This window comes from Halomonas sp. KO116 (genome assembly GCF_000734975.2).
GTDB lineage: Bacteria > Pseudomonadota > Gammaproteobacteria > Pseudomonadales > Halomonadaceae > Vreelandella > Vreelandella glaciei.
In genome coordinates, this window is sequence record NZ_CP011052.1 from 755,961 (window position 1) to 781,432 (window position 25,472).

Genomic DNA, 25,472 nt, shown 5'->3' on the forward strand with positions numbered 1-25,472 from the left:
GAAGAGCGTGCTTAAGAAGCGACCCGGAAAGGATTGCGCGGGTCGTTATCCCAGGCCAAGAAGGGTTGGCCAGTTTCTTGCGGTACCATCGTGATGCAGTTTTCCACCGGGCAGGTGATCTGGCACAGGTTGCAGCCTACACACTCCTCTTCAATCACCTCATAGCGGCGCGCGCCGTCCTGCTCGGTGAGCTTGGCAATCGACTGGTGGGACGTGTCCTCGCAGGCGATATAGCAGCGGCCACACTCAATACACAAATCCTGATCGATTTTGGCGATGGTCTTGAAGTTGATATCCAGGTGTTTCCAGTCGGTGGTTTGCGGTATCGCCTTGCGGGAAAACGCCTCAATGGAGTTGTAGTCTTTTTCCGCCATCCAACGGGAAAGACCATCTTTCATCTCTTCCACAATCCGAAACCCGTTGAGCATTGCCGCGGTGCACACCTGCACACTGCCGGAACCGAGTGCGATAAACTCCGCCGCATCCCGCCAGGTGGAGATGCCGCCAATACCGGAAATTGGCAGCGTTGGTGTCGCCGGGTCGCGGGCTATTTCCGCCACCATATTCATCGCAATGGGCTTCACCGCACTGCCGCAGTAGCCGCCGTGGGTGCTTTGATGGCCCACCGTGGGCTTGGCAACCATATTATCCAGGTCGATACTGGTGATCGAGTTGATGGTGTTGATCAACGAGACCGCATCGGCGCCACCCCGTAGTGCTGCCTGGGCGCCTACGCGGATATCAGTGATATTGGGCGTCAGTTTCACGATCACTGGCTTGGAGTAGTGCTTTTTGCACCAGTAGGTGACTTTTTCGATCAGATCAGGGTTTTGACCCACTGCTGCCCCCATGCCGCGCTCCGGCATGCCGTGGGGGCAGCCCAGGTTGAGCTCGATGCCGTCCGCGCCAGTGGCTTCCACCAGGGGCAGAATATACGCCCAGGCCTCCTCGTTGCAGGGCACCATGATGGAGACGATCAGCGCGCGGTCGGGCCAATCCTTCTTCACCTGGGTGATCTCTTGAAGGTTGATCGCAAGCGAGCGGTCGGTAATCAGCTCGATATTGTTAAAGCCGATCACTTCGCGGTTTTTGCCGTAGTGGGCCGAATAGCGGGAAGAGACGTTGACCGCCGGTGGCTCTTCACCGAGGGTTTTCCAAACCACGCCGCCCCAGCCGGCCTCATAAGCGCGCACCACGTTGTAGGCTTTATCGGTGGGCGGTGCGGAGGCCAGCCAGAACGGGTTAGGGGCTTTAATACCGGCAAAGTTAACCGATAGATCAACGCCGTTGACGACACTGTCGCCACTGTTTTTCTTGCCTGGAAAAGAGAGGGGAGTAAAAGGTGTCGTGTTCATGCGGCCTCCTGCTTAGCGGCGAGCGCTTGATGAATGGCGTGGGCCGCCAACTTGCCGTGTTGCACGGCTTGTACGGTGAGATCCTGACCGGGTTTTACGCAGTCGCCGCCAGCGTAAACATTGGGTAGTGACGTCTGGAACATCTCATCGACGTGAATGCGTTCGCCGTCGCGAGCAAGCTCGGCGGCAGTAGTATCGCGGAGGCTTTCGCCCTCGAAGCTTTGGCCGATAGCGGTAAAAATGGCGTCGGCGGTAATCTCGAAGGTTTCCCCACTGGTGGTTAATCGTCCTGCTTGATCGGCGGTCTTGGCAAAGCGCATGCTTGCCACACGGCCCTGATTATCCAGCAGAATCTCGTCGGGCTGTGCCCAGGTGATCATGCGCACGCCGTTGGCCTTGGCGATCTCCTGTTCGTGGCCGGTGGCGGACATCGACTCGATGCCCCGGCGGTAGACCAGCGTAACCTCCGTTGCCCCCAAGCGTGCCATTTGGGTCGCCATGTCGATCGCGGTATTGCCTGCGCCAATCACAATGCAGCGTTTCGCCACGGCTAGGCTGCCCAGGTCATCGCTTTGACGCAGGGTTTTAATGTAATCCACTGCGGGCATCAGGCCAGGGGCGTCTTCTCCTGTGAGCCCTAACGCGCGGCTGGCACCGAGCCCCAGGCCTAGGAAAACGCTGTCGTACTGCTGGCGCAGCGTATCGAGGGTGAGGTGATCGCCTAGGCGCTGCCCGTACTGGATGTCGATGCCTCCGATCTCCAGTAAAAACTCGACCTCTTTGCGGGCAAAGTCGTCGGTCATTTTATAGCGGGCGATGCCGTACTCGTTGAGCCCGCCGGGCTTTTGCTCAGCTTCAAAAATCGTTACCTGATGGCCCAGCATCGCCAGGCGATGGGCGCAGGAGAGCCCGGCAGGCCCGGCGCCGACCACGGCGATGTGGCGGCCAGTGCTGGCAGCGCGTTTGAACGGATGGCCATCGAACTGCATATGGTCGGTGGCGTGACGCTGTAACAGGCCGATCAGCACTGGCTGGCACTCGGTGTCGTGGTTGCGCACGCAGCTGCGCTCGCAGAGGATTTCGGTGGGGCAAACCCGGGCGCAGCTGCCGCCCAGGATATTGGCTTCCAGAATGGTTTGCGCTGCTCCGTTGATGTTGCTATCACTGATTTGGCGAATAAAGCTCGGGATATCAATGTCCGACGGGCAGGCCTCGACGCAGGGCGCGTCATAACAGTAGAGGCAGCGCTGGCTTTCGATGATGGCCTGACGCGGCGTCAGCGGTGGATGAAGGTCGCTGAAATTATGTGCCAACGTCGCTGGGTCGTAGGTGCCGACCTCTTTTGCGCTGGGTAGGTGATCAAGTGAATGGGTCACGGTCGTTTCTCCATTGCTCTGTTCTTATGAAGGCCGGGGTTAGCGCTTAACGGCCATTGGCGCATTCAGCTCGGCACGTTTGGCGAGTAACTCGAATACGCCAGGGTAGGCGGGGCGTTTTAGGTAGCGGCCCGCGCCACGCTCGGCGTGCAGCTCGCCGTCGCGCCACGTCCACTTGCCCTGGCTAACCGTATGGCGTGCTATGCCGCGCACCGTTTTGCCCTCGAAGATATTGAAGTCGACGTTCTGATGGTGGGTTTTAGCGGAAATGGTGCGGGTGCCGTTAGGGTCCCAGACCACGATGTCGGCATCCGATCCCACCTGAATTGCCCCTTTGCGCGGGTAGAGGTTGAAGATCTTGGCGGTATTGGTGGAAGTGACGGCGACAAACTCCTGGGGCGAGAGCTTGCCGGTATTCACGCCTTCGTCCCATAGCACGGCGAGGCGATCTTCCACACCCGCAGTGCCGTTGGGGATCTTGGTAAAGTCATCTTTACCGGCGGCTTTCTGCTCTTCACAGAAGCAGCAGTGGTCGGTGGCAGTGGTTTGTAAATTTCCGGATTGCAGGCCATGCCACAGCGCTTCTTGATGGCCTTTGGGTCGGAAAGGAGGGCTCATCACGTGGGCCGCCGCCGTTGCCCAGTCAGGGTGTTGATAAACGCTGTCATCAATCACCAAGTGACCCGCCAAGCATTCGCCAAATACCGGGTGGCCTTGCTGGCGGGCGTAGGCAATTTCATCCACGGCGTCTTTAGTCGACACGTGTACCAAGTACACCGGTGCGCCTAACGTGCTGGCAATGCGAATCGCCCGGCTGGCCGCTTCGCCTTCTACCTGGGGCGGGCGGGAAAGCGGGTGGGCTTCTGGGCCGGTAATACCCTGGGCGAGCAGCTTTTGCTGCATGTGGTACACCAGCTCGCCGTTTTCAGCGTGTACCGTGGGGATTGCGCCTAGCTCTAGGCAGCGCGAAAAACTTTCCACCAAAATATCATCGGTGGCCATGATGGCGCCTTTGTAGGCCATAAAGTGCTTGAAGCTGTTGACCCCGTGTTCCCGCACTAGTGTGCCCATCTCCTCTTTGACGCTCTCGTCCCACCAGGTGACCGCCACGTGGAAGGCGAAATCAGTGGCGGCTTTTTCTGCCCAGCCCTGCCAGGTTTCAAAGGCTTCCAGCAGCGACTGGCCGGGGCTGGGAATCACAAAATCAATAATGGTCGTGGTGCCGCCCGCCATGGCCGCGGCGGTGCCGGTATAAAAATCCTCACTGGCCACCGCGCCCATAAACGGCATCTGCATATGAGTATGCGGGTCGATGCCGCCGGGCATTACCAGCTGGTCGCTGGCATCGACGATCTCGCAATCGTCGGGGATAGCTAAATCGGTACCAATGGCGTGGATTTTACCGTCTACACACAGCACATCGGCGCGGTAGGTATCCGCGTGGGTGACAACGGTGCCGCCCTTGATCAATAAGCTCATGGTTCGCTCCTTAGATAATTGTTTGAGGGGGCTTATTCGCCATCGGTTAGGCGGGTGTAGGTCTCTGGGCGGCGGTCGCGGAAAAACTGCCAGTTGTTACGCACCTCGCGCACCATATCCAAATCAATCTCATGCACCAGCAGTTCATCGTCGGTGTCGCTGGCCTGGGCTTCGATCTTGCCGCGCGGGTTAACGATGTAGCTGGAGCCGTAGAAGTCGCCGATATTCCAGGGTGCCTCGGTGCCCACGCGGTTGATTGCGGCGATAAAGCAGCCGTTGGCGGCGGCTGAAGCGGGTTGTTCCAGCTCCCATAAATACTGAGACAGCCCTGCAACGGTGGCGGAGGGGTTGAAGATCACCTCGGCGCCGTTGAGCGCCAGGGCCCGCCAGCCTTCGGGGAAGTGGCGGTCGTAACAGATATACACGCCGATTTTGCCGTAGGCGGTATCGAAGACTGGCCAGTTGGAGTTGCCCGGTTTAAAGAAGAATTTCTCCCAAAAACCGGCCACTTGGGGAATATGAGTTTTGTGATACTTGCCCAGATAGCTGCCATCGGCGTCGAACACGGCCGCGGTATTGTAGTAAACACCGGTTTCGGTCTCTTCATAGATGGGAACGATGATGACCATACGGTGCTGCGCGGCGAGCTTCTGCATCAATTGGCAAGTGGGGCCTTCGGGGACTCGCTCGGCGGCGGCGTACCATTTGCCATCCTGGCTGGGGCAAAAGTAGGGTTGGTTAAAAACTTCCTGGAAGCACAGCACCTGCACACCCTGGTCAGCCGCTTGTTGAATCATCGGCAGGTGGGCTTCGTTCATGGCGTCGCGAATAGCGTCAGGTTCAAGATCGGTGCTGGTTTTGAGACCCATTTGTATCAGGCCGATTTTCATCTTCTGCATGAGACGCTCACTCTGATTGTTGGTTTAAAGCGCTTGGCTATGGGGTGTGGAGAAACAATTAATAAAGCTGACAAATAAGACAGCTTTTGTTGAAAGTATCGCTGGTTGGGTAGTTTTATCAAGTTTGTACCTTATGTTTTTTAATTTTCATTTAACCTGTTGAGTTTGTTTGTTTTTATTATTTTTAAAAAGTTTATTCACTCTTTTGGTGAGCCAGTGCACTGTTTTGGGTTTTTTAACTAATTATTGTAAATCATGTACTTAATAGTAATATTGGCGGTCATTTGAAAATTATTACGTTTAAAGTTGGTGCAAATATTTTTTTTGACCTAGTTTTGTTGAATCGATTTTTGTTTTGGGAGTATGATCGATAAAGTTAACCAGCTAACAATAATATTGTTGTCCAGTAAGGCAGCTTTTTAATCAATGAGTTAATGCCTCTACTTTTATAAGTAGGCACGTTTATTGCTTTTGATTCTGTTTAGAAGCTCCACTGACCGTGAAGGTCCTTAAGAGAGCGTGACTGGGTAACGCATTGCAGAGGATAGATAAAATGACGGGAACAACCTCTCAGATGGTGGATAGAGACGGGCTGATTGAACTTGATGTAGGCAACGATGTACGCAGCAGTTCACGCTTTAACAAAGATATTGCTCCCACCCAAGCCAGTGAACGCACTTGGAGTAAGTGGAATATCGCAGCGCTATGGGTGGGTATGTCGATTTGTGTGCCTACCTATACGCTAGGCGGCGTATTGACCGCTTATTTTGGTCTAAGCGTTGGAGAGGCGCTGTTTGCCATTCTATTGGCGAATATCATTGTGCTGATTCCGCTGACCTTAAACGCTTTTCCTGGCACTAAATTTGGCATTCCTTTTCCTGTCGTTTTACGTTCATCCTTCGGTATCTTAGGGTCCAATGTGCCTTGCCTGGTGAGGGCATTGGTGGGCTGCGGCTGGTTCGGTATTCAGACTATGTTTGGCGGGTTGGCGATTCATTTACTGTTGTCTGAGTTGATTCCCGCCTGGGCGGCGCTTGGCGGTGTGGGGGAGGTGATTGGCTTTTTTGTGTTCGGGGCAATGAATCTCTACGTAGTGATTCGTGGGGCCGAATCGATTAAGTGGTTGGAAACGTTAGCCGCGCCGTTACTGTTGGCGGTGGGCGTCGGGTTGATGATGTGGGCGTGGCCGAACATGTCAATGACCGAGCTGTTGGCACAACCGCCGTCGCGTCCTGAAGGAGCGCCGGTGTATGGCTACTTCTTTGCTGGCTTAACCGCCATGGTGGGCTTTTGGGCCACGTTGTCACTTAATATCCCTGACTTCAGCCGCTTTGCTAAAAGCCAGAAAGACCAGATTGCTGGCCAGATCATCGGGCTGCCGTTGACGATGTTCTTCTTTGCCGCGCTCGGCGTTGTATTGACCGCGGCGTCTGAGACGCTGGTGGGGCAAACCGTTGCTGACCCGGTGCGGTTGATTGGCTATATCGACAGTCCCTTCTGGGTAGTCATGGCGATGCTGTTGATCATTATCGCCACCATTTCGACCAATACGGCGTCGAATATTGTTTCGCCTACCAACGACTTTCAGAATATTGCGCCCAAATTGATCAATCAGACCCGCGGTGTGCTGATGACCGGTGCGGTGGGCGTGCTGCTGATGGGCTACGATCTTTTACAAAAAGCGGGGGTCATTCCTCCAGGCGTGTCACTTGAACAGATGTATTCGAACTGGCTGCTCGGGTACTCAAGCCTGCTTGGCCCTATCGCAGGCATTATGGCGGTCGATTATTTTCTGATTAAAAAGCAGCGCCTCGATATACCGAGCCTGTATATGGATAACCATGCCTACCCTGCGGTGAACATGGCTGGTTTTATCGCCTTTGGCGTGCCGGTACTACTCACCTTAATTTCATTGGTGACAGGGACGATGAACTGGTTCTACGACTACGGCTGGTTTACCGGCTCGGCGCTGGGGGCCATTGTTTATTTTGTTGCAAGCCAGGTGTTGGCGTCATCGCCTCAGGCGGGGCCCGAGCCCATCATGGCCAGCGAAGCAACCGAGCAGCGTTAAGCCGTTTAAACCCGGCTTTATCGTGCCGGGTTTTTTACCTTAGCTGCTTTTAATTAAATTCAAAAACGCATCCACCACTCGGTTGGGGCGGCGGTCGTGGCGAGTGATCAGCACAAAGGGAATGCGATAGTGTTGTGTAGCACTCAGCAGAGAGCGCATTTTGCCTGCCGCGACCCACTGTTCGGCCACGTGCTCTGGAAGAAAGCCGATAAAACGCCCGGTCAGAATTAAAAATGCTGCGCCTTCCCGATCAGAGGCCGAAGCGCGAAGCGAGAGAGCATCATGGGCTTGGCGTGCCTCGAACGGTAGCGGATAGCGAGGCGAAATAGCGAAGTGTTGGGCGATATCCTCAGTACTAAGCGTATCGTCATGCTGATGAAACAGTGGATGACCCGCTGCGCAGTAAAGGTAAGAAGGCTCGTCGTAAAGGTGTCGGTTTTCTAAACTGGTCGGTAGGTTGACTGCGGGTACTACACCGACATGCAAGTGGCCGTCCATCACGCCTCGAATGACGGCATCCGAAGGCTCCATATGGATATGCAGCATTACTTCATTTTCCGGCGCGCTAAGTTCAGCCAGCGCGTTGGTGACATGCATGGCGGGTAGTGTCACCAAGTTATCGGTAATACCGATATTCAGCTCACCTTTAATCGTTTGATGCAGGGCATTTACATCACTTTTGAAGGTTTCCAGCGCCGTTAGTAGCGTTAGTCCCGCTTGATAAATCTCTTTACCTTCCTCCGTTAAGCTAAACCCTCCGCGCCCCCGCTGGCAGAGTGAAAAGCCCAGCCTTCCCTCCAAATCATTCATGTGTTGGCTAATCGCTGAGCGGCTGATACCGAGCGTCGTTTCTGCAGCCGTAAAGCCGCCGCATTCAACCACTGTCTTAAAAATACGGACTAGACGTATCTCGTAATCACTCATTTGGCCCAGCGATGCCATGACAAATCCTTGGTATGTAGACAATCAACGGTTAAGGTCACGCTTTTTAACGTATTACCTGCGATAAAAACTGATATACATCATAAAAGCACCGCGGCACTATCGAGGTAAACCACGTGTGAGCGCGTGAGGTGTATCGTTTCTAGTTATTTTTACACTGTATCAGGTGCCCTCAGGGGATGCCTGGATAAGGCCTCTGCGCGATGTCCGTCACTGCCACTGATGTATATGATGATGTTCTTAAAGCACCAAACACTTACCGCCAACAGCGGCGCAGCGTATTTACGCTCTATGTGCTGTCAATTTTGGTCATGGTGGCACTGTTTGATTGGTTACTTAATAAACAGTATCAGCAGGAAATTAAAGCTGCTGAATCCCGCATTACCGCGCGGGCCAATGTAGTGACCGAGTGGGCAAAAGGGATTTTTGCACTAAAGTGGACAAGCTCTTTTTGGGCTAACCGAAATATTGGCGTTACAAGAGATATCTGATAACGACAATACTCAGTTATTACAACGCTTGCTGGGAAACCTCGCCTCATACCTACCTATGGTTGATTAGATAGGGCTATTTGATTCGACAGGACGCTTGCTAGCCAGCAGTAGAGCCGGTCAGGCTGCCGATATAAATATCAGCGAGACGTGTTTTTTAAAGTCTTTCAGCATAGCCAGCAGCTGGAGTTGGTGACGCCGCTTTACTGGTCAAAAAGTTGGCCCATGTGAAATTAGAGGCGGATCTGCGTCAGGCGCAGTCAAGTCAACAGTGGCAGCTCTATTACCAGCCCCAGGTGGATCACCACGGCAAGATCACTGGCGTGGAAGCGCGAGATGACGCTCGGGATAAAATGCTTGCCCTTAAAGCGCGCGGCGTACGTTTCTCTCTGGATGATTTCGGCACCGGCTACTCTTCCCTGGCTTATTTAGCGCAACCGCCGCTGGATCAGCTAAAAATCGACCAATCCTTTGTGCAGCAGGTGCTCGAAAGCCAAGCCAACGCGGCGATTGTCGAGAGTACCATTGCCCTGGCTGAGAGCCTCAATCTAGAGGTTATTGCGGAAGGGGTAGAGATCAAAGCGCAGCAGGCGTGGCTACTGGCGCACGACTGCCACGCGTATCAAGGTTATCTGTTTGGGCGTCCGGTCACCGTAGAGGCCATTGAAAAATTGGTTACGGGCGATTAATCCAGCGTCAGCAAGCGGAGCCGGCCCTCTATATTGTTATCGGGAGCGGGGGTCGTATCGGGAAGGATAACTTCCAGCCGGGAGTCTTGCCGCCACGCGCTGCTTTCAACGCTGAGCGTACCTCCGGCGCGGTTAAGGCGTTTCCAGCCGCTGTTGGTATGAAACACGCCTTTAATGCGCGCCTCGCTGGGTAGCTCTCCCAAACAGGCGGCCAAGTTATCCAGATCGAAGCGCTCGCTTGGGTGCCAACGTAACCCCGTGCTGGTGTAGCCCAGCGAGGTGCCGGTCTCACGTTGGGGCTGGCCAGGCGGGGGCGGAAAATCAAAAAACGACCCGGCTATGCTGGGCGCTGCCGCCAGCTGTTGATGGCTGGTGGGCACACTGATATCGCTTGCTTCGGCGCTTCCGCTTTGAGTCAACAGCGCTATCGGTAGTTCGCCTTGCGGGGCTTCCTGCACCCATTTACGCGGCGGCCAGCGCTGCGCCACAAAGGTGTGGGCGGCGCTGAGCTGTTCGGGCGTGCTCTGGTCGAGCATGGTGAGCGCTACGGCGTCGGCCATATCGAGCTGGTCGCGGAAGGTGTCGTGCTGGCGTGCACGAGGATCGTCCAGGCGACGTGGGTCGAGGGTGGCAATAATATCGCGTACCTCGACCACCTCAAGAAAGGCTTCGCCACGCAGTAGATCCAGCAGGCCTGCCGGGTGGCCAAGGCCTGAGGGCTCGATGATGACGCGATCAGGCTTGCTGCGCGCGAGTAAATTCACCAGCGCCGCCTGCAGTACAAAGGCGAGCTGGCAGCACAGGCAGCCGCCGGGCAGGCCTTTCACCACCACATCGTCACGCGCGTCAAACATGGCCTGATCGATGCCGATTTGACCAAACTCGTTGACCAGAATGGCCCAGGTTTCATCCACAGGCTTTTGCTCGATTAGGCTGTGGATAAGCGTGGTTTTGCCGCTGCCGAGAAAGCCGGTAATGATATGCACCGGCACTTTTGCCAACCTTTCTGACGCTGCCAATGCCTACCCCCCTGTCATATTCATAAAGCGTACTACCTGAACATCGCCATCGGTGGTGAAGTGGTGGCGCTCAGGCTTTAGCGGCAGGGCATTGATAATCGCCTCTTTCAGTGCCTGCATATTGCCGGGGTGGCGGCGCAGCACGGCACGCAGATCCACCGAGTGTTCGTTGCCTAAACAAAGCAGCAGGCGGCCTTCCACGGTCACGCGCACCCGGTTACAGGTATCGCAAAAGTTGTGGCTATGCGGTGAGATGAACCCCACCCGACTGTCGCTATCGGCCATCCGGAAGTAGCGCGAGGGCCCTGGGGTGGTTTCGGTCGTGGGGATCAGCGGGTAGCGTGATTCAATCAGCGTCTGAACGTCATCGCTGGAGTAGAAGGTTTCCGCCCGCGAATGATCGGAAACATCGCCCAGCGGCATCTCTTCGATAAAGCTAATATCGAGGCCTTCCCGGCGGGCAAAAGTGACCAGATCGATGACTTCGTCGTCATTACGCCCCTTCAAGATCACCGCGTTAAGCTTGATACGCTTAAAGCCTGCTTCCTGAGCGGCATGAATACCGTCGATGACTTTGGCTAAATCACCGGTGCGGGTGAGTTGCTTGAAGCGTTCGGCATCCAGCGAATCCAGGCTGATATTTAGCCGTCGTAAACCGCCGGCGTAAAGCTGCTTGGCGTGTTTGCGTAAGCTCGCACCATTGGTGGTCATGGTGAAATCGTTAAGGCCTGGCATCGCGCCGATTTCGTCGACCAACTGGGTAATATCACGGCGCACCAGCGGCTCACCACCGGTCAGGCGAATTTTTTCCACGCCGAGTTCGGTAAAGGCGCGGGCGACCATTGCCAGCTCTTCCAGCGTGAGTACCTGGGCGCGGGGCAGGAACGTCATCTCCTCGCTCATGCAGTACACGCAGCGAAAGTCGCAGCGATCGGTGACCGAGATACGCACATAGCTAATGCGCCGACCAAAGTCGTCGATCAGTTGCTGGTCAGTGTCTGGCTGGGCAGATCGCTGTGGATTAGCGTGTCGTTGCTCGGTCATAGCCATCCCGTAAGTGGTTGTATGCTGACTACCTCGCCCGGTTGCGCGCCTGCCTGGTCATCGGCAAGCTCAATCAAACAGTTAGCAGCCACCATTGAGGTCAAAATGCCCGAACCCTGGGCACCGGTACTGCGCACGAGTAACCGTCCTTCGCTATCAGTATGGTAAACGCCGCGAATAAAGTCAGTACGCTTCAAGCGGCTTTTTAAGAGACTTTCGGTAACGGCATAAAGACGGTGTGGTGGCGCCAATGGCTGCCCATTAAGCCGATCTAGCAGCGGCGAAACAAACTGTAGAAAGGTTACCATGACCGCTACCGGATTGCCGGGCAAGCCAACAAACGGCGTGCGCTTCTCACCCAGCCAGCCGCAAGCCATGGGGCGGCCAGGTCGCAGCGCTACGCGCCAGAAGGCTAAACGGCCCAACTGTTCCAGGGCGTCGCGGGTAAAGTCAGCCTGGCCAACGGAAACGCCGCCGCTGGTGATCACCAAATCGCTCTGCTCTGCAGCGTCTTCAAGGGCCGTTTTAATAGCGTTTAAATCGTCTGGCAGAATGCCCAGGTCAATGACGTCGGCGCCGTGTTCGGCAAGCAAGCCCATCAGGGTGAAGCGATTGGCATCATAAATGCCTGCCTGGGGCAGCGGCTCACCAGGCGCCGTGACTTCATTGCCGGTGGAAAAAATCGCTACCTTTGGGCGCTGACTCACGCTGATCTCGGCATAACCCAGTGACGCCAAAAGCCCCAGCGAGGCGGCATCGAGCTGTGCTCCCGCAGAAAGGGCTGTGTCGCCGAGAGCAATATCTTCACCGGTCTGGCGGACATGCTGGCCGTGTTTGAGAAGCTCGGGCGACTCAATGATCACATGCGCAGGCTTATCATCTAACGGTTCGCGCAGCTGTTCACTCATTACCACGGTATCGGTGCCAGGCGGCAAGGGCGCGCCGGTGGTGATGCGCACGCAGTGACCGGCAGGTACTAATTCGCTGCGATACTGCCCGGCCAATACCTCACCGGCCAGCGGCCAAAGGGTTTGCTTGGCCCCAACACCTTCTTTAGCCAAGGCGAGCGCTACGCCATCCATGGCAGCATTGGTATTTTGCGGCACATTAATGGGGGCCTGAATGGCTGTGGCCAACCGGCGGCGGTGAGCCTGCGCCAGCGGAATCTGTTCGCTGTCCAGCGGGCGTTCAATCAAGGTGGCGAGTGCTTGGCGCGCTTCATCCACGCTAAGCATCTGCTCACCAAGGTCAAAGCACGAAAGCGTCATGTCGACACCTTCCCTGAGGCAGCTGCCAGCAGACTTTCCAAACGCAGCTTCTCTTCTTCGGTATTAAGATTGGCAAACGCATCGGGACAGTCCGACATATCGACCTTGCACCACGCATGGCGGGCGTACCAACGGTCAATCTTGCGTTCGCCTTCGGCAAGCGTGGCGGCCAAATCATCCGCTAGCGACGTGCGCAGTAGAGCAACAACCGGGTGCAGCCGTTCGCCATCAAAGGCCACGGCGATATCATGATCGCCAATCCCTGCCACCATGCGCGCGACTAGATCGTCAGGCAGGGCGGGGGAGTCGCAGGGGGCGACTAGTAACCAAGGCGTTTTTGCCGCGCGTAGGCCGCTGTAAATACCCATCAGTGGGCCTTTAAAGCCGCCTTCTTCATCGGCAATCACGCGATCGGCGAAGAAGCGGTAGGCGTCAGCATTGCGGTTGGCGTTAATCAGCAGCTCGGCTACTTGGCCTTCAAGGCGTTTTACGACATGGCCGACTAATGGCAGGCCCGCGAACGGCTCAAGCCCTTTATCCCGGCCACCCATTCTGCGCCCTTCGCCGCCCGCGAGAATCATGCCGGTGAGTTCGTGAGTGGGAATCATGAGCTTGCCTCTTTAGATGAACGGGACTGGGATGGTCGACTAGGTATCGCATCCAGCGCCAAGCGATTCTGAGTATTAATCGCCTGAAAGTGGCGGCCCTTGGCGCGGGCAATCAGCAGCACGCCGAAGCGTTCAGCCAGCTCCACGCCTTTTTGGGTAACGCCGGAGCGCGAGACCAGTACGCTAATGCCCATTTGCGCCACTTTGAGTACCATTTCGGACGTCAGCCGCCCAGTGGTATAGAAAATATCGGCATCGGCACTGTCGGCTTGTTGCAACCATTGGCGACCGGCCAGGGTATCCACCGCATTGTGCCGCCCCACGTCTTCAACAAAGTCGAGCACCTCGGTTTGGCGGCAAAGCGCACAGCCGTGAACGGCGCCCGCGCTGCGGTAGGTCTCATTATAGGCGTTGAGATTTTGCAGCAGTTGATAGAGCGTGGACTGTGCTAACTGCGTATCGGGAAGCGCCGTCAGAGCGGTTTGGTCGAGCAGTTTACCAAAGACCGTGCCCTGGCCGCAGCCGGTTGTCACCGTGCGGGTGCTTAAGCGCGCCTCTAAATCCTCGGGCAAGTGGCGTGTAATGACGACCGCGGCTTCTACTTCCCAATCGACCTGCACGGCGGCTAAATCAGCCGCGGCACGCAGTAGCCCCTGGTTGCGTAGATAGCCCACCACCAGCGCTTCAGGGTCATCGCCCAGCGTCATCAGCGTGACGATTTCACGTTTGTTGAGATACACGGTGAGTGCCCGTTCAGCGGCGATGGCCTGCTGACGCGCATCGCCATATTCATCAACGATGCTGATCTCGGTGGTGGCCGGTAAGCGGGCTCGGCTTATCTGAAGGGCAGGCTGAAGGGCGGGCATGGTAATCCTCGCGAAATAGTTCTCGCAAAACGACAGGGTTGACGATGATGGCGCTGGGGATGCTTACTTGTCTACCCATTCAAGCGCTATGCTTATCTGTGCGTTTTTCTAACGACGATTTTTTCGAGTGTCATTTCTTCACGTGCCATCCATGTAAGGTTCAGGGTATTCAACATTATGAACGATAACTTACGCCCAATCAGCATTACCTTGGTGGCTGAGGCCAAGCAGGTGAAGCGTTTTACGTTGACCCAGTGGCGCATTGCTGAGCTAACGCTGGGCGATCAGGGTGATAATGTCCTTAACCTGCAGCTGTCGATGACCGAGCGTGCTGCCTATCGTTTCAATCTAACTTCGACTACTCCGCGACTGTTTGTGCGAGCAGGCTTTACCGGGCAAACACCCAAGCCGGATGCGATTACCGCTAGCCAGGACGTTGCGGCTGGTTGGATGGATGGCGAGCAGCAGGTGCTCGAAGCACCGATGCCCATGGCCATTCAGGTCTGGCTTGAGAGTTATCTGGCACGCCATGGGGAAGCGCCAATGGAAATGCGCAAGAAAAAACGCAAAGGGGCTGGGCGCGCCAAAGACACGCCCTCCAAGGAGCAGCCGTAATGAGTCGCCTGGAACGCTGGTCGCGACTAAAGCGCCATGTGCAAAAAGAAGAGGACGCGTCGGCGTCCTCTTCACCAGATACTACGCCCGTTGATGAGGCATCTGCTGACCAGGAGGCAGTGCTTCATAATGAGGCCGAGCAACCTAACGCTGAGAATGACCAACCCCTGGCAACACCAGCTGAGGAGCCAGAACCCGGCAGTCTCGACCACACCTTGCCAGACCCTGACACGCTGGAAGCAGGCAGCGATTTCAGTGCGTATATGGCGCCGGGCGTTAGCGGCCCTTTACGCCGACAAGCATTAAAACGCCTATGGGCCACCGGTAACTACAACGTGCGCGATGGCTTGGACGACTACGACGCCGACTACAATAAGCTGTTGAAACCGATGGCGGCAGATCTCGCCGGTAAACTGCGCCGCTGGACGCATAAAGTGGAAGAGGCGCTTGATAAACCAGTGGATGAAAGCAGCACCGAGTCCCCGGCTGAAGTGACAGCCAGTGAGCCATCGACAGCCGCAGACGAAGAGCACGCCGCACCTTGCACGCCCAGTAACAACGTTGTAAAAGAGACTTCACTAGACGACCAGTCTGATTATTTATCTGACACTCATACCAAACTATGAAATTATTCCTTAGTTTATAGAAATCAATAAGTTGAGAATTGATTTAGTTGCTAGCGTTGGCAGCGTTGACGGTAATAAGGTTGGCAAATATTAGCATTGCACATAGGCTGAACTTAGCTTCAACGCATTGTTATGCCACAATGGTTAAATATATAACTCAAAAATATAATAAGAATGATTCCCTGACCGTGAGAGCGCATGAACCAACGAATCCAACTGGCGTCGATAGACGACCAGCGCAATGCCGAGGCTCGGGAAACGGTACGCCGACGTATCTCGTGGCCAGCTAACCTAACGCCTGCCAATGTGACCTATCACAGCCGTGGTCATGCGCTGTTAATAGGTACCGAAGCCGACGTTTATCCTGCCGCTCGCGCTCTACAGGGGCGCGGCTTGGCATCGCTGACGCTACTTGTCACTGAGTCTGACGCGAACAGCCCAGGAAACGACACTGTCGATCCTCTCGGGTCTAGCGAACCGCTGGTCACCCAGACGCTGACCCAGGGGCAACTCAGCCAACTGCGTATCAATGGCTATCTGGGCGCCTTTAACGTTCAACTTGACGATGAAGATGCGCCGCTGGATATTGCTCGCGCACTGATTGAGCGCGACGGCTTTGACTTAATCCTCGACCTTGCTCCAACTTCTCATACCCTGCGCTGGGAGCTGCCGCCTCCTGGCTATGTAGTACTGCAGTGGCAGGACGTTGAGCAGCGCAGCGATATTCTCGACGATTTTGTGGGGCTAGTGGGCGAATTCGATAAGCCGCGCTATTTCCAAGTCAACAGTGATCTGTGTGCGCACTCCACCAGCGGTAACATTGGCTGTACCCGCTGTTTGGATGTTTGCCCGGCGGATGCCATCTCCAGCATTCAGGGGCGGATTGAGTCCCATATTGAGATTGATCCCTTCCTCTGCCAAGGCGTAGGCAGCTGCACCAGCGCTTGCCCTACGGGCGCTATCGAATTTCGTCTACCGGAAACGCGCCGCCAGCAAGACACCCTATCCGCTTGGCTGGCAGCCTACCGTGAAGCTGGTGGTCAGGTGCCGGTGCTGCGTTTTATTACCCATGACTCACAAGATGCCGAGCGCGCTGCGGGTGTAGTGCCCGCAGGTCATATCATCGACGCACCGTTAGAAGAGCTGGGAGCCGCAGGCCACGACCAGTGGCTAACCGCCTTGGCTGCCGGTGCCGCTGAAGTGCGTATCCAGCTGCACCCTGATATGCCTGCCCGCTTGAGAACCTTTTTGACTGACCAAGTCGCCCAGGTACATGCCTTGTTGGACGCGCTGGGTCATGATTGCGCTCGTGTGACATTGATTGAGGTAGCCGACCACGCCGCTCGCGACGCGCTTCCGGCGCTTACTCCACTGACTGAGGCGCCGCTTAGTCTACCTGAGCCCGAAAAGCGGGCACGCTTGAACCGCGTGCTGGCACGGTTAGCAGAGTTGGGTAGCCCCAGCGACGAGCGGGTTGCTATGCCGGTGGGCGCTGCCTACGGCGCCATTCAGGTGGATCGCGATGCCTGTACGCTGTGCCACGCTTGCGTCAGCAACTGCCCAACCCCCGCGCTCAAGTCAGGTGGTAAAACCCCCGCGCTGAGTTTCCTTGAGGCGGATTGTGTGCAGTGCGGCTTGTGTGAACAAGCCTGCCCCGAAGATGCGATTACCCTGATGCCCGGCTTCTTGGCCTCGGAGGCTCGCGAAACGCGCCATATTTGTCACGAAGAAGCAGCCTTTGAATGCATCAACTGCGGCAAGCCGTTTGCTACTGTCAGCACGATAGCTACTATTAAAGAGAAGCTGGCCAACCACCCCTACTTTGCTGGCGAAGCGATGATTCGTCTGGAAATGTGTGAAGACTGCCGCGTTAAGGATGTCTGGAAAACCATGATTCGCGATCCCGACGCGCAACTGAAGGTATAAGCCGATGACGGATGCACTGCCCACGCTTAAAGAAGCGGATGCGCTACGCGCCGATATTTACCGGCTATTGGCCACATTATTACGCCAGACTCCAGATGCCGAGTTGCTAGATTGGTTGGCTGAACTGGACATCGAACAAGACGGTAGCCGTTTGGCCGAGTGTTGGCATGCGCTGGCAGCCACCGCCAAGAAGACCGACATCGAGGGACTGCAGCGTGCTCACTTCCGCCTCCTGGTCGGTGTGATTCAGGGTGAGGTGGTGCCGTATGCTTCTTGGTACCGCAATGGCGAATTAATGGAAGCGGCGCTGGTGGCGCTGCGTCAAGATTTGAAGGTGCTCGGCTTTGTGCGTAGTGAACATACCCGTGACCCAGAAGATCACTTGGCGGCACTATGCGAAGTGATGGCAATGCTGATTGACTCAGCTAGTCACGAGCAGGCCTATTTCTTTAGCCAACATTTAGCCCCTTGGGCGGCCAGCTGTTTTGCCGACCTGGGGCAGGTAGACACCGCTTTCTATGCAGCGCTGGGGCAGTTGGGTGGCGCTTTTATGGAGAGTGAGGAGGCTCGCTTGAGTGTTGATGCGGGTCATACGCTGGTGCGTATTGTTGAGCCTTAACGAAGGCTCCATAAAAAAATCAGTAAAATCAAAAAAACAGCATAAAAAGACCCGCTATAAAGGCATGCAAGAGGAGAAACCCATGCACCCGTCACACAATCCTGAGCGCCGCCGTTTTATGAAGACCGTTGGGTTGGGAACCGCCGCTGCTGGCGCCGCAGCGGCAGTCGGTCATGTCACTCTGGCACAGGCTGACACTGCCCCGGTGAAAAACGAAAAACCAACGGTTAACTACCGTGAGACTGATCACGTCCGTGCTTATTACGCCTCGCTGCGTGACTGACGGCGGAATGCCAGGAGATTTGCCATGCGCTTAACTCGCAAAACAGACACCCCCAAGGCCTCCGGGCTGGGTATTTCCCGTCGCCAGTTCCTCAAACGCAGCGGTGCTGCCACCGGCGGTGTGGCCGCCGTTGGCTTTATGGGTGCGCCCATGATGCAGCGCTCAGAAGCAGCCGACAAAACACCCGTGCTGGACTCGCCGGTGGAGACCAAACGCACCATCTGCTCCCACTGTTCAGTGGGTTGTGGCGTTTACGCCGAAGTTCAAGAGGGCATTTGGACGAAGCAAGAACCCGCTTTTGATCACCCCATCAACCGTGGTGCACACTGCGCGAAAGGCGCCTCGTTGCGCCAGCACGGTCACTCCACGCGGCGCCTCAAGTACCCGATGAAGCTCGTGGCCGGTGAGTGGGAGCGCATGAGCTGGGAAGACGCCGTAAACGAAATTGGCGACAAGCTGCTCGAGCTGCGCGAAGAGCATGGCCCGGACAGCGTTTACTGGCTTGGCTCGGCGAAGTTCAACAACGAGCAGGCGTACTTGATGCGCAAGCTCGCTTCGCTGTGGGGCACTAACAACACTGACCACCAGGCGCGTATCTGCCACTCCACCACCGTGGCAGGCGTGGCGAATACTTGGGGTTACGGGGCGATGACCAACTCGCTCAATGACATGCATAACAGTAAGTCGATGCTGTTTATCGGTTCTAATCCTAGTGAAGCCCACCCGGTGGCGATGCAGCATTTCTTGATCGCCAAAGAGCGCAATAATTGCGACATCATCGTGGTCGACCCGCGCTTTACCCGTACTGCCGCCAAAGCCAATAAATACGTGCGTCTGCGTCCTGGCTCTGATGTGGCGTATATCTGGGGCCTGCTGTGGCACATTTTCGAGAACGGCTGGGAAGATAACGAGTACATCAACCAGCGCGTTTACGGGATGGATGAAGTGCGCGCCGAAGTCGCCAACTTTCCGCCCAGTGTCGTCGAAGAAGTCACCGGCGTTCCCGAAGCCGAAATGTACGATGTCGCCAAACGCCTCTCCGACAACCGGCCGGGCTGTGTGGTCTGGTGTATGGGCGGCACCCAGCACACTACCGGCAACAACAATACCCGCGCTTACTGCATTCTTGAGCTAGCGCTGGGGAATATCGGCGTGGCGGGCGGCGGCGCTAACATCCTGCGCGGCCACGATAACGTACAGGGCGCGACCGACCTTGGCCTTGGCTGTGATTCCTTGCCGGGTTACTACGGCTTGGCGGAAGGTGCCTGGCAGCACTGGGCGCAGGTGTGGGATCTCGACTATGAGTGGCTTAAAGGCCGCTATGACGATACCGAATACGCCGATGGTAAGCCCATGTACAGCCCCGGTATTACCGTGTCGCGTTGGGTCGATGGCGTACTTGAGGATGATGAAAACATCTCCCAGCGCACCGCCCTGAAAGCAATGTTCTACTGGGGGCACGCGGTTAACTCCCAGACCCGCGGCGTGGAAATGCAAAAAGCGATGCAGAAACTGGAGATGATGGTCATCGTTGACCCTTATCCCACCGTTGCCGCCGTAATGCACGACCGCAGCGACGGCGTGTATCTGCTGCCAGCGGCCACCCAGTTCGAAACTACCGGCAGTGTCACCGCCACCAACCGCTCGATTCAGTGGCGTGACCGCGTGATTGAACCACTGTTTGAATCCAAGCCTGACCACGAAATCATGTACCTGTTCGCCCGTAAGCTGGGCTTCGGTAATGAGCTGGTCAAGAACTATCAAATGAACGGCGACGAGCCGTTAATCGACGATATTCTGCGTGAAATCAACCGCGGCATGTGGACGGTAGGCTATACCGGGCAAAGCCCCGAACGCCTCAAAGAGCACCAGAAAAACTGGCACACCTTCAGCTTCGAGAACTTGCGCGCAGAGGGTGGCCCGGCGGATGGGGATTACTACGGCTTGCCGTGGCCATGTTGGGGTACCCCAGAGTTTGGACACCCAGGTTCGCCCAATCTTTACGACACCAGTATTCCGGTGATGGAGGGTGGCATGGGCTTCCGTGCCCGCTTTGGTATTGAGCGTGATGGCATCAACCTTCTAGCGGAAGGTTCCGCGCCGGTGGGTGGTGATATCGACGACGGCTATCCGGAGTTCAACGACCAGCTGCTCAAAGATCTAGGCTGGTGGGACGACCTGACTGCCGAAGAGAAGCAGGCGGCGGAAGGCAAAAACTGGAAAACCGACCTCTCTGGCGGTATCCAGCGTGTCACCATTGAGCATGGCTGTGCGCCCTACGGCAACGCCAAGGCACGCGCCGTGGTCTGGACTTTCCCCGACCAGGTGCCGAAGCACCGCGAGCCGCTCTACACCACGCGTCGTGATTTGGTTGAACGCTTCCCGACTTGGGACGACTTCGACTCGATCATGCGCCTGCCGACCATGTACAAAACCATTCAGGATCGCGACAACACCGGCGAGTACCCGATGATTCTCACCTCCGGGCGTCTGGTTGAGTACGAAGGGGGTGGGGAAGAGACACGCTCCATGTCGTGGCTTGCCGAGCTGCAGCAAGAGATGTTTGTCGAGATCAATCCGGCCGATGCCAACGACCTCAGTATCAAAGATGGTGATGATGTCTGGGTTGAAGGGGCTGAAGGGGGCCGGGTGAAAGTTAAAGCGCTGGTCACGCCTCGCGTTGATCGTAACGTCGCATTCATGCCGTTCCACTTTGGCGGCATGTTCCAAGGCGAAAGCCTGCGCGACCGTTATCCGGATGGGTCTGACCCGTACATCATCGGTGAAGCGGCTAACACCGCCACCACCTACGGCTACGATCCGGTGACACTGATGCAAGAGACCAAGTGCACCATTTGCCGCATTGAGCGCGCCTGAGTCTAGAAAACTTGAGTCTAGAAAACTGAGTTTAGAACAAAAGACGCGACCGACCTGACAGTACGGCGGTGCGGGAGCCATCCCGCACCGGCATGAGGAGAACACCATGGCTCAAATGAAATTTATGTGTGACGCAGAACGCTGCATTGAATGCAACGGCTGTGTCACCGCCTGTAAAAATGCCAACGATGTCGAGTGGGGTATCCAGCGCCGCCGCGTGGTGACACTGAATGATGGCGAAGCGGATGAAATGTCCATTTCCGTCGCTTGTATGCACTGTGACGACGCCCCCTGCATGGCCGTCTGCCCGACCGACTGCTTCTACAAGACCGATGACGGCATCGTTCTGCACGATAAAGACCTCTGCATCGGTTGTGGCTACTGCCTCTACGCCTGCCCGTTTGGCGCCCCGCAGTTTCCCCAGCAGGATGCCTTTGGTGAGCGCGGCAAGATGGACAAATGCACCTTCTGCGCGGGCGGCCCGGCCGAAAGCAAAGAAGAGGAGTACGAGAAGTACGGCTCCAACCGTATTGCCGAAGGTAAGCTGCCGCTATGTGCGGAAATGTGCTCTACCAAAGCGCTGCTTGCCGGTGATGCCCAAGACGTGGCTGATATCTTCCGCCAGCGCGTTGTCCATCGCGGCCATAAAGATGGCGGCTGGTCCAACAACCCCCAGGCCAGTGCCGACAACCTAGCCTATGATGCTGCCCATAAAGGGTAAGGAGGCGTGTCATGAACCTGTTGACTGCACAGGCACCCGGTGGGGTGCCGCGCTCAGGTAAAGGGCTCGCCCTGGGCATTTGGCGTTTTATGTTGGTAGCGCTTGCTTTGGTGCTAAGCCTCGGCTTCACGCAACTGGCCGTTGCTCAAGCGGATCCTGACCGCGAAATGACCACTGCCGCCCCCGGCATTACCGCCGACCAGTGGCGTCAGGTACGCAGTGGAGAGACCGGGCCTAACTACCGTGACTCGCGTTATGAAAGTGACTACAGCTTGATCAATGCAAGCGGTGAAACCTGGCGGCAGATTCGTAACCGCTGGGTATCGCCGTTTGGTTTGATCGCGGTATTTGGCATGGCGGCGCTGATCGCGCTGTTCTACTTCATTGTCGGGCGTAAGGAGCTTGAGGCGCCGCGCACGGGTCGTCTGCTATTGCGTTGGACGCTGATGAAGCGCGCGCTGCACTGGACGGTAGCAACGTTGTTTATCGTTCTGGCGTTGACTGGGATGACGCTGCTATTTGGCAAGTTTGTATTCCGCCCACTGTTTGGCGATGGTGTTTGGGCCTGGATGATTGCGGCCACGAAAGTGCTGCATAACTACTTGGGGCCGATCTTTGGCATTCTGCTGGTGATCCTGCTGGTCAGCTTGATCAAAGACAACATCCCCAAAAAGCACGACTGGGTATGGTTTAAGAAAGGCGGCGGCATGATTGGCAAAAAGCATGTGGATGCAGGCTTTGCCAACGGTGGGGAGAAGGCGTGGTATTGGCTTTTAGCGACGGTGGGTATCTTAGTGATTGCCAGTGGCTTTGTGCTCGACTTCCCCAACTTCAATCAGGGGCGCGACACCATGCAGTGGGCTAACATTATCCACGCAGTCGGTGCGCTAGGACTCACCGCCATCTCCTTAGGCCATATCTATATCGGCACGCTGGGTACCGAAGGCGCGCTAGAGGGTATGACCACGGGCTATGTAGATGAAACCTGGGCTAAAGAGCATCACAACCTGTGGTACGAAGAGGTCAAGGATCAAACGCTATCGGAAGAAGAGGTGGCGGCTCGAAAGTCATCTGGCGGTAGTAGTGAACCGTCGGCGCCTCGAACCAGCTGATAAACGTTTATTGAGACTTTCGACACCGCCTTCCGGCGGTGTCTTTTGTTATGCTTCACCTTAAGTTACTAAATAACCCAAGACATGTATGAGAGGAACGGTTATGTCAGCGTTTGATCAGTTAGACCCAACCACGCGCACCGAGCTTGAAGCCGCCGCGTTTCGGCGCTTGCTTCAGCATCTGGACGATAACAAAGATGTCCAGAATATCGACCTGATGATTCTGGCGGACTTTTGCCGCAATTGCTTATCGAAATGGCTGGTTAGCGCCGCTGAAGCGCGGGATGAAAGCCTCAACTACGACGAGGCCCGAGAGTATGTATACGGCATGCCTTACAGCGAGTGGAAGGAGCTTTACCAACCGGAAGCCACGCCAGAGCAAATGGCGGCTTGGGAAGCACACCACGCCAAAAAGAAAGCAGCCAAACAAGGGTGACGTCAATGAGTGAGCCAATGGTGCCCCTCAACATAGCCGTACTCACGGTCTCCGATACCCGCACGGAAGAGACGGATCGCAGCGGCCAAGCCCTGGTCGAACGGCTAACCAGTGCCGGTCACACTCTCGCTGAAAAGCGTATCGTGCCAGACGATGTCTATCGTATTCGCGCGGTGGTCGCGAACTGGATCGCCGAAGCGGATGTGCAGGTGGTGATCACCACCGGTGGCACCGGCTTTACTGGCCGAGACTCCACCCCTGAAGCGATCTCTGTGCTGCTGGATAAGCGCATTGAAGGCTTTGGCGAACGTTTTCGTCAGCTAAGCGGTGAGGAAATCGGCAGCTCCACTATTCAAAGCCGCTGCCTAGGTGGCCTAGCTAACGCCACGGTAGTGTTCTGCCTACCTGGCTCGACCGGCGCCTGCCGAACCGGCTGGGACGGCATTCTGGCCGAGCAGTTAGATAGCCGCCACAAACCCTGCAACTTCGCCAACCTGGTCATCCCAGGCCGAGGTCAGCATGGTTGATTTACAGCCGATATCAGCCGCGCTTGAAGCGCTACTGGCAGGCGTCCGCGCACTCGACGCAGAGAGTATCCCGCTGGAAGCCGCCGGTGGACGTGTGTTGGCCGAGGCCGTCACCGCCCAGTTGGATGTGCCACCCTTCGATAATAGCGCGATGGACGGCTACGCCTTGCGCGCCGCTGATGCGGGGAAGTGGCTGCCGGTCAGTCAACGCATTGCCGCTGGCACGCAGGCGAAACCGCTTGTGCCTGGAAGCTGCGCGCGTATTTTTACCGGTGGTGAGATCCCTCCTGGGGCTGACTGCGTGGTGATGCAGGAGCGCGTAGAAGTCGACGGTGATCGTGCGCTGATACCTGCCAATATCCCAGCGGGTGATAATGTCCGCCGCCAAGGACGCGACGTGTGCGCAGGCAGCGTACTGTTAAATGCCGGTGAGCGGCTCGAAGCGGCGGCCCTTGGCCACTTGGCAGGTCAGGGGATTACCCTGGTCAGCGTGCGCCGACGCCCCCGTGTGGCGCTGCTCTCGACGGGCGATGAGATTATCGATCCCGGCACGCCGTTAAAGCCGGGGCAGCTCTACAACTCAAACCGGCCGATGCTTAGGCGCCTGTTAGAGAACTTTGGCGCTGAGGTGGTGAGTACCATTAGCGTGCCGGATGACTACGACCGCACCGTGGCACTGTTAACGGCCGCCGCTGCTGAAGCAGACCTGGTGGTCACCACCGGGGGCGTGAGCGTCGGCGAAGAAGATCACGTCAAAGCCGCGCTGGAAGCGATTGGCCAGCTCGATATGTGGAAGCTGGCGATTCGCCCCGGTAAGCCGTTAGCGCTCGGCCGCTTACCCCGCGGTGACGGCAGCCAGGCGCGATTTGTTGGCCTGCCGGGCAATCCAGTATCGGGGTTTGTCGGCGCCTGGCTGTTTTTACGCCCCTTGCTAGGCGCAATGCTGGGCTGTCCGGCGCTAACATCACTGCCAGCGGTGACCGCGAAAGCTGAGTTTGCTACCTCCACCGGCCCACGTGAGCACTATATGCGCGTAACGCTTGAGTTCTCGCCCAGCGGCGTAACGGCGACGGCCTTTGATGATCAGAACTCTGGCGTGCTTTCGTCGTGTATCAACGCCGACGCCTTTGCGGTGATTCCGGCCAATAGCGACATAGCCGAGGGCGATGCCATTAGCTGTTTGTGGTTGGCTGGCTAAGAGCAGGGGCCTGAGAAAGCGAAGGATTAAGCTTGCGGGCATCCAGTAGCAGCACCAACTGCTGCTGGTCGAAGGCTAAGCCGCATAGCGCCGTTGAAAATCGGCGGGAAAGCAGCAGTTTAGGCAGCGGGTAGAGCCTGTTGGCAGGGAGTTGCTGCAGCGTAATGTCACCGCTTACGCCTAGTTGCCAAGTGTTTTGGTTGTCACTGGCTGTTTGAGCGTCACGCAGGGTGAGCCAACGGGTAGGCGGGGCATGGTCGTCATCTTCGTCGAGCAGCGATTGAGCATTGGCTGTGCGCGATGCCGTAGGGTGATTCGTCATGGCGAGCACATGGCATGCATCCAGGGCAGCACGGTAAGGCCCTACGCGAAACACCACCAGCGCAACCTGGGCCTGCGCATGCTGGTCTAGTTGCTGGGGCACC

24 protein-coding genes and 1 pseudogene are annotated in these 25,472 nt (G+C 56.5%); 14 read left to right on the forward strand and 11 right to left on the reverse strand.

Going from position 1 to position 25,472, the window contains the following annotated elements:
• Positions 1–11 precede the first annotated feature (11 nt).
• From preA to KO116_RS03540, 4 genes are read right to left on the reverse strand one after another with little or no spacing between them, the layout of a single operon-like run.
• Positions 12–1,355 carry an NAD-dependent dihydropyrimidine dehydrogenase subunit PreA gene (preA, locus tag KO116_RS03525; RefSeq protein WP_035561099.1) on the reverse strand — a complete coding sequence of 448 codons (1,344 nt, stop codon included), beginning with the start codon at positions 1,353–1,355 and terminating at the stop codon, positions 12–14.
• Positions 1,352–2,731, reverse strand: a complete 1,380-nt coding sequence (locus KO116_RS03530; protein WP_035561102.1) for an NAD(P)-dependent oxidoreductase — start codon at positions 2,729–2,731, stop codon at positions 1,352–1,354. The genes preA and KO116_RS03530 overlap by 4 nt, the downstream gene beginning before the upstream one ends.
• A gap of 39 nt (positions 2,732–2,770) precedes the next feature.
• The gene (gene hydA, locus KO116_RS03535) at positions 2,771–4,210 is read right to left on the reverse strand and encodes a dihydropyrimidinase (RefSeq protein WP_035561104.1); all 1,440 of its coding nucleotides are present in this window, start codon (positions 4,208–4,210) and stop codon (positions 2,771–2,773) included.
• A gap of 32 nt (positions 4,211–4,242) precedes the next feature.
• Positions 4,243–5,109: a nitrilase-related carbon-nitrogen hydrolase gene (locus KO116_RS03540; RefSeq protein WP_035561107.1), complete on the reverse strand. Its 867-nt coding sequence runs from the start codon at positions 5,107–5,109 to the stop codon at positions 4,243–4,245.
• 553 nt (positions 5,110–5,662) lie between these two features.
• On the opposite strand from KO116_RS03540, the gene KO116_RS03545 reads away from it, so the two are divergent.
• Positions 5,663–7,180, forward strand: coding sequence for an NCS1 family nucleobase:cation symporter-1 (locus tag KO116_RS03545; RefSeq protein WP_035561110.1), 1,518 nt, complete (start codon positions 5,663–5,665; stop codon positions 7,178–7,180).
• A gap of 39 nt (positions 7,181–7,219) precedes the next feature.
• On the opposite strand, the gene KO116_RS03550 is transcribed toward KO116_RS03545, so the two are convergent.
• Positions 7,220–8,122, reverse strand: coding sequence for a LysR family transcriptional regulator (locus KO116_RS03550; protein WP_035561112.1), 903 nt, complete (start codon positions 8,120–8,122; stop codon positions 7,220–7,222).
• Between the two features lie 203 nt (positions 8,123–8,325).
• Between KO116_RS03550 and KO116_RS25650 the strand changes: the two genes are divergently transcribed.
• The gene (locus tag KO116_RS25650) at positions 8,326–8,613 is read left to right on the forward strand and encodes a hypothetical protein (protein WP_035561116.1); all 288 of its coding nucleotides are present in this window, start codon (positions 8,326–8,328) and stop codon (positions 8,611–8,613) included.
• 194 nt (positions 8,614–8,807) lie between these two features.
• Positions 8,808–9,302: pseudogene (locus KO116_RS25655) on the forward strand (EAL domain-containing protein); the annotation flags it as partial.
• Here the strand turns inward: KO116_RS25655 and KO116_RS03565 are convergent.
• The 5 genes from KO116_RS03565 to KO116_RS03585 are packed head-to-tail and all read right to left on the reverse strand — an operon-like array spanning position 9,299 to position 14,107.
• The gene (locus tag KO116_RS03565; protein ID WP_035561120.1) at positions 9,299–10,321 is read right to left on the reverse strand and encodes a CobW family GTP-binding protein; all 1,023 of its coding nucleotides are present in this window, start codon (positions 10,319–10,321) and stop codon (positions 9,299–9,301) included. The pseudogene KO116_RS25655 and the gene KO116_RS03565 sit on opposite strands and share 4 nt — an antisense overlap.
• A gap of 3 nt (positions 10,322–10,324) precedes the next feature.
• Positions 10,325–11,365 (reverse strand): GTP 3',8-cyclase MoaA, encoded by a 1,041-nt coding sequence (moaA, locus tag KO116_RS03570; RefSeq protein ID WP_045812066.1) that lies wholly within the window; start codon positions 11,363–11,365, stop codon positions 10,325–10,327.
• Positions 11,362–12,633 carry a molybdopterin molybdotransferase MoeA gene (gene moeA, locus KO116_RS03575; protein WP_035561125.1) on the reverse strand — a complete coding sequence of 424 codons (1,272 nt, stop codon included), beginning with the start codon at positions 12,631–12,633 and terminating at the stop codon, positions 11,362–11,364. Before moeA ends, moaA begins: the two co-directional genes overlap by 4 nt.
• Positions 12,630–13,241: a molybdenum cofactor guanylyltransferase MobA gene (mobA, locus tag KO116_RS03580; protein ID WP_008959347.1), complete on the reverse strand. Its 612-nt coding sequence runs from the start codon at positions 13,239–13,241 to the stop codon at positions 12,630–12,632. The genes moeA and mobA overlap by 4 nt, the downstream gene beginning before the upstream one ends.
• A complete protein-coding gene (locus KO116_RS03585; RefSeq protein WP_035561129.1) occupies positions 13,238–14,107 on the reverse strand; it encodes a formate dehydrogenase accessory sulfurtransferase FdhD in 870 nt (289 codons plus the stop codon). The genes mobA and KO116_RS03585 overlap by 4 nt, the downstream gene beginning before the upstream one ends.
• Positions 14,108–14,284: 177 nt before the next feature.
• Between KO116_RS03585 and KO116_RS03590 the strand changes: the two genes are divergently transcribed.
• From KO116_RS03590 to KO116_RS03640, 11 genes are all read left to right on the forward strand, one after another.
• On the forward strand, positions 14,285–14,722 hold the full coding sequence (locus tag KO116_RS03590; protein WP_035561132.1) for a DUF3305 domain-containing protein: 438 nt from the start codon (positions 14,285–14,287) through the stop codon (positions 14,720–14,722).
• Positions 14,722–15,348 carry a DUF3306 domain-containing protein gene (locus KO116_RS03595; protein WP_035561135.1) on the forward strand — a complete coding sequence of 209 codons (627 nt, stop codon included), beginning with the start codon at positions 14,722–14,724 and terminating at the stop codon, positions 15,346–15,348. Before KO116_RS03590 ends, KO116_RS03595 begins: the two co-directional genes overlap by 1 nt.
• A gap of 198 nt (positions 15,349–15,546) precedes the next feature.
• Positions 15,547–17,274 (forward strand): 4Fe-4S dicluster domain-containing protein, encoded by a 1,728-nt coding sequence (locus KO116_RS03600; RefSeq protein WP_035561138.1) that lies wholly within the window; start codon positions 15,547–15,549, stop codon positions 17,272–17,274.
• Between the two features lie 4 nt (positions 17,275–17,278).
• Entirely contained in the window at positions 17,279–17,893 is a 615-nt protein-coding gene (locus KO116_RS03605; protein ID WP_035561143.1) for a TorD/DmsD family molecular chaperone, read from the forward strand.
• 82 nt (positions 17,894–17,975) lie between these two features.
• Complete coding sequence (locus tag KO116_RS03610) at positions 17,976–18,176, forward strand: twin-arginine translocation signal domain-containing protein (RefSeq protein WP_052703719.1); 201 nt, start codon at positions 17,976–17,978, stop codon at positions 18,174–18,176.
• Between the two features lie 24 nt (positions 18,177–18,200).
• Positions 18,201–21,053 carry a molybdopterin-dependent oxidoreductase gene (locus tag KO116_RS03615; protein WP_035561146.1) on the forward strand — a complete coding sequence of 951 codons (2,853 nt, stop codon included), beginning with the start codon at positions 18,201–18,203 and terminating at the stop codon, positions 21,051–21,053.
• A 106-nt stretch (positions 21,054–21,159) separates the two neighbouring features.
• Positions 21,160–21,774 (forward strand): formate dehydrogenase FDH3 subunit beta, encoded by a 615-nt coding sequence (gene fdh3B / locus KO116_RS03620; RefSeq protein ID WP_008959355.1) that lies wholly within the window; start codon positions 21,160–21,162, stop codon positions 21,772–21,774.
• Positions 21,775–21,785: 11 nt separating this feature from the next.
• Positions 21,786–22,886, forward strand: coding sequence for a formate dehydrogenase subunit gamma (locus tag KO116_RS03625; protein ID WP_035561149.1), 1,101 nt, complete (start codon positions 21,786–21,788; stop codon positions 22,884–22,886).
• A 103-nt stretch (positions 22,887–22,989) separates the two neighbouring features.
• Entirely contained in the window at positions 22,990–23,322 is a 333-nt protein-coding gene (locus tag KO116_RS03630; protein ID WP_007112728.1) for a DUF1244 domain-containing protein, read from the forward strand.
• Between the two features lie 5 nt (positions 23,323–23,327).
• Entirely contained in the window at positions 23,328–23,849 is a 522-nt protein-coding gene (gene moaB / locus KO116_RS03635; RefSeq protein ID WP_035561152.1) for a molybdenum cofactor biosynthesis protein B, read from the forward strand.
• Entirely contained in the window at positions 23,842–25,047 is a 1,206-nt protein-coding gene (locus KO116_RS03640; RefSeq protein WP_035561154.1) for a molybdopterin molybdotransferase MoeA, read from the forward strand. The genes moaB and KO116_RS03640 overlap by 8 nt, the downstream gene beginning before the upstream one ends.
• Here the strand turns inward: KO116_RS03640 and KO116_RS03645 are convergent.
• Positions 25,022–25,471 (reverse strand): hypothetical protein, encoded by a 450-nt coding sequence (locus KO116_RS03645; RefSeq protein ID WP_045812067.1) that lies wholly within the window; start codon positions 25,469–25,471, stop codon positions 25,022–25,024. The two genes, KO116_RS03640 and KO116_RS03645, sit on opposite strands and share 26 nt — an antisense overlap.
• Position 25,472 lies beyond the last annotated feature (1 nt).

Excerpts from the sequence above, each read along its gene's own strand:
- KO116_RS25650 (WP_035561116.1), top strand. The coding sequence starts at position 8,326 with ATGTCCGTCACTGCCACTGATGTATATGATGATGTTCTTAAAGCACCA.
- mobA (WP_008959347.1), bottom strand. The coding sequence starts at position 13,241 with ATGATTCCCACTCACGAACTCACCGGCATGATTCTCGCGGGCGGCGAA.
- fdh3B (WP_008959355.1), top strand. The coding sequence starts at position 21,160 with ATGGCTCAAATGAAATTTATGTGTGACGCAGAACGCTGCATTGAATGC.
- KO116_RS03545 (WP_035561110.1), top strand. The coding sequence starts at position 5,663 with ATGACGGGAACAACCTCTCAGATGGTGGATAGAGACGGGCTGATTGAA.
- KO116_RS03610 (WP_052703719.1), top strand. The coding sequence starts at position 17,976 with ATGCACCCGTCACACAATCCTGAGCGCCGCCGTTTTATGAAGACCGTT.
- KO116_RS03585 (WP_035561129.1), bottom strand. The coding sequence starts at position 14,107 with ATGCCCGCCCTTCAGCCTGCCCTTCAGATAAGCCGAGCCCGCTTACCG.
- KO116_RS03600 (WP_035561138.1), top strand. The coding sequence starts at position 15,547 with ATGAACCAACGAATCCAACTGGCGTCGATAGACGACCAGCGCAATGCC.
- KO116_RS03540 (WP_035561107.1), bottom strand. The coding sequence starts at position 5,109 with ATGCAGAAGATGAAAATCGGCCTGATACAAATGGGTCTCAAAACCAGC.
- hydA (WP_035561104.1), bottom strand. The coding sequence starts at position 4,210 with ATGAGCTTATTGATCAAGGGCGGCACCGTTGTCACCCACGCGGATACC.
- KO116_RS03550 (WP_035561112.1), bottom strand. The coding sequence starts at position 8,122 with ATGGCATCGCTGGGCCAAATGAGTGATTACGAGATACGTCTAGTCCGT.
- KO116_RS03625 (WP_035561149.1), top strand. The coding sequence starts at position 21,786 with ATGAACCTGTTGACTGCACAGGCACCCGGTGGGGTGCCGCGCTCAGGT.
- moeA (WP_035561125.1), bottom strand. The coding sequence starts at position 12,633 with ATGACGCTTTCGTGCTTTGACCTTGGTGAGCAGATGCTTAGCGTGGAT.
- KO116_RS03595 (WP_035561135.1), top strand. The coding sequence starts at position 14,722 with ATGAGTCGCCTGGAACGCTGGTCGCGACTAAAGCGCCATGTGCAAAAA.
- preA (WP_035561099.1), bottom strand. The coding sequence starts at position 1,355 with ATGAACACGACACCTTTTACTCCCCTCTCTTTTCCAGGCAAGAAAAAC.
- KO116_RS03640 (WP_035561154.1), top strand. The coding sequence starts at position 23,842 with ATGGTTGATTTACAGCCGATATCAGCCGCGCTTGAAGCGCTACTGGCA.
- KO116_RS03605 (WP_035561143.1), top strand. The coding sequence starts at position 17,279 with ATGACGGATGCACTGCCCACGCTTAAAGAAGCGGATGCGCTACGCGCC.
- KO116_RS03590 (WP_035561132.1), top strand. The coding sequence starts at position 14,285 with ATGAACGATAACTTACGCCCAATCAGCATTACCTTGGTGGCTGAGGCC.
- KO116_RS03630 (WP_007112728.1), top strand. The coding sequence starts at position 22,990 with ATGTCAGCGTTTGATCAGTTAGACCCAACCACGCGCACCGAGCTTGAA.
- KO116_RS03615 (WP_035561146.1), top strand. The coding sequence starts at position 18,201 with ATGCGCTTAACTCGCAAAACAGACACCCCCAAGGCCTCCGGGCTGGGT.
- moaB (WP_035561152.1), top strand. The coding sequence starts at position 23,328 with ATGAGTGAGCCAATGGTGCCCCTCAACATAGCCGTACTCACGGTCTCC.
- moaA (WP_045812066.1), bottom strand. The coding sequence starts at position 11,365 with ATGACCGAGCAACGACACGCTAATCCACAGCGATCTGCCCAGCCAGAC.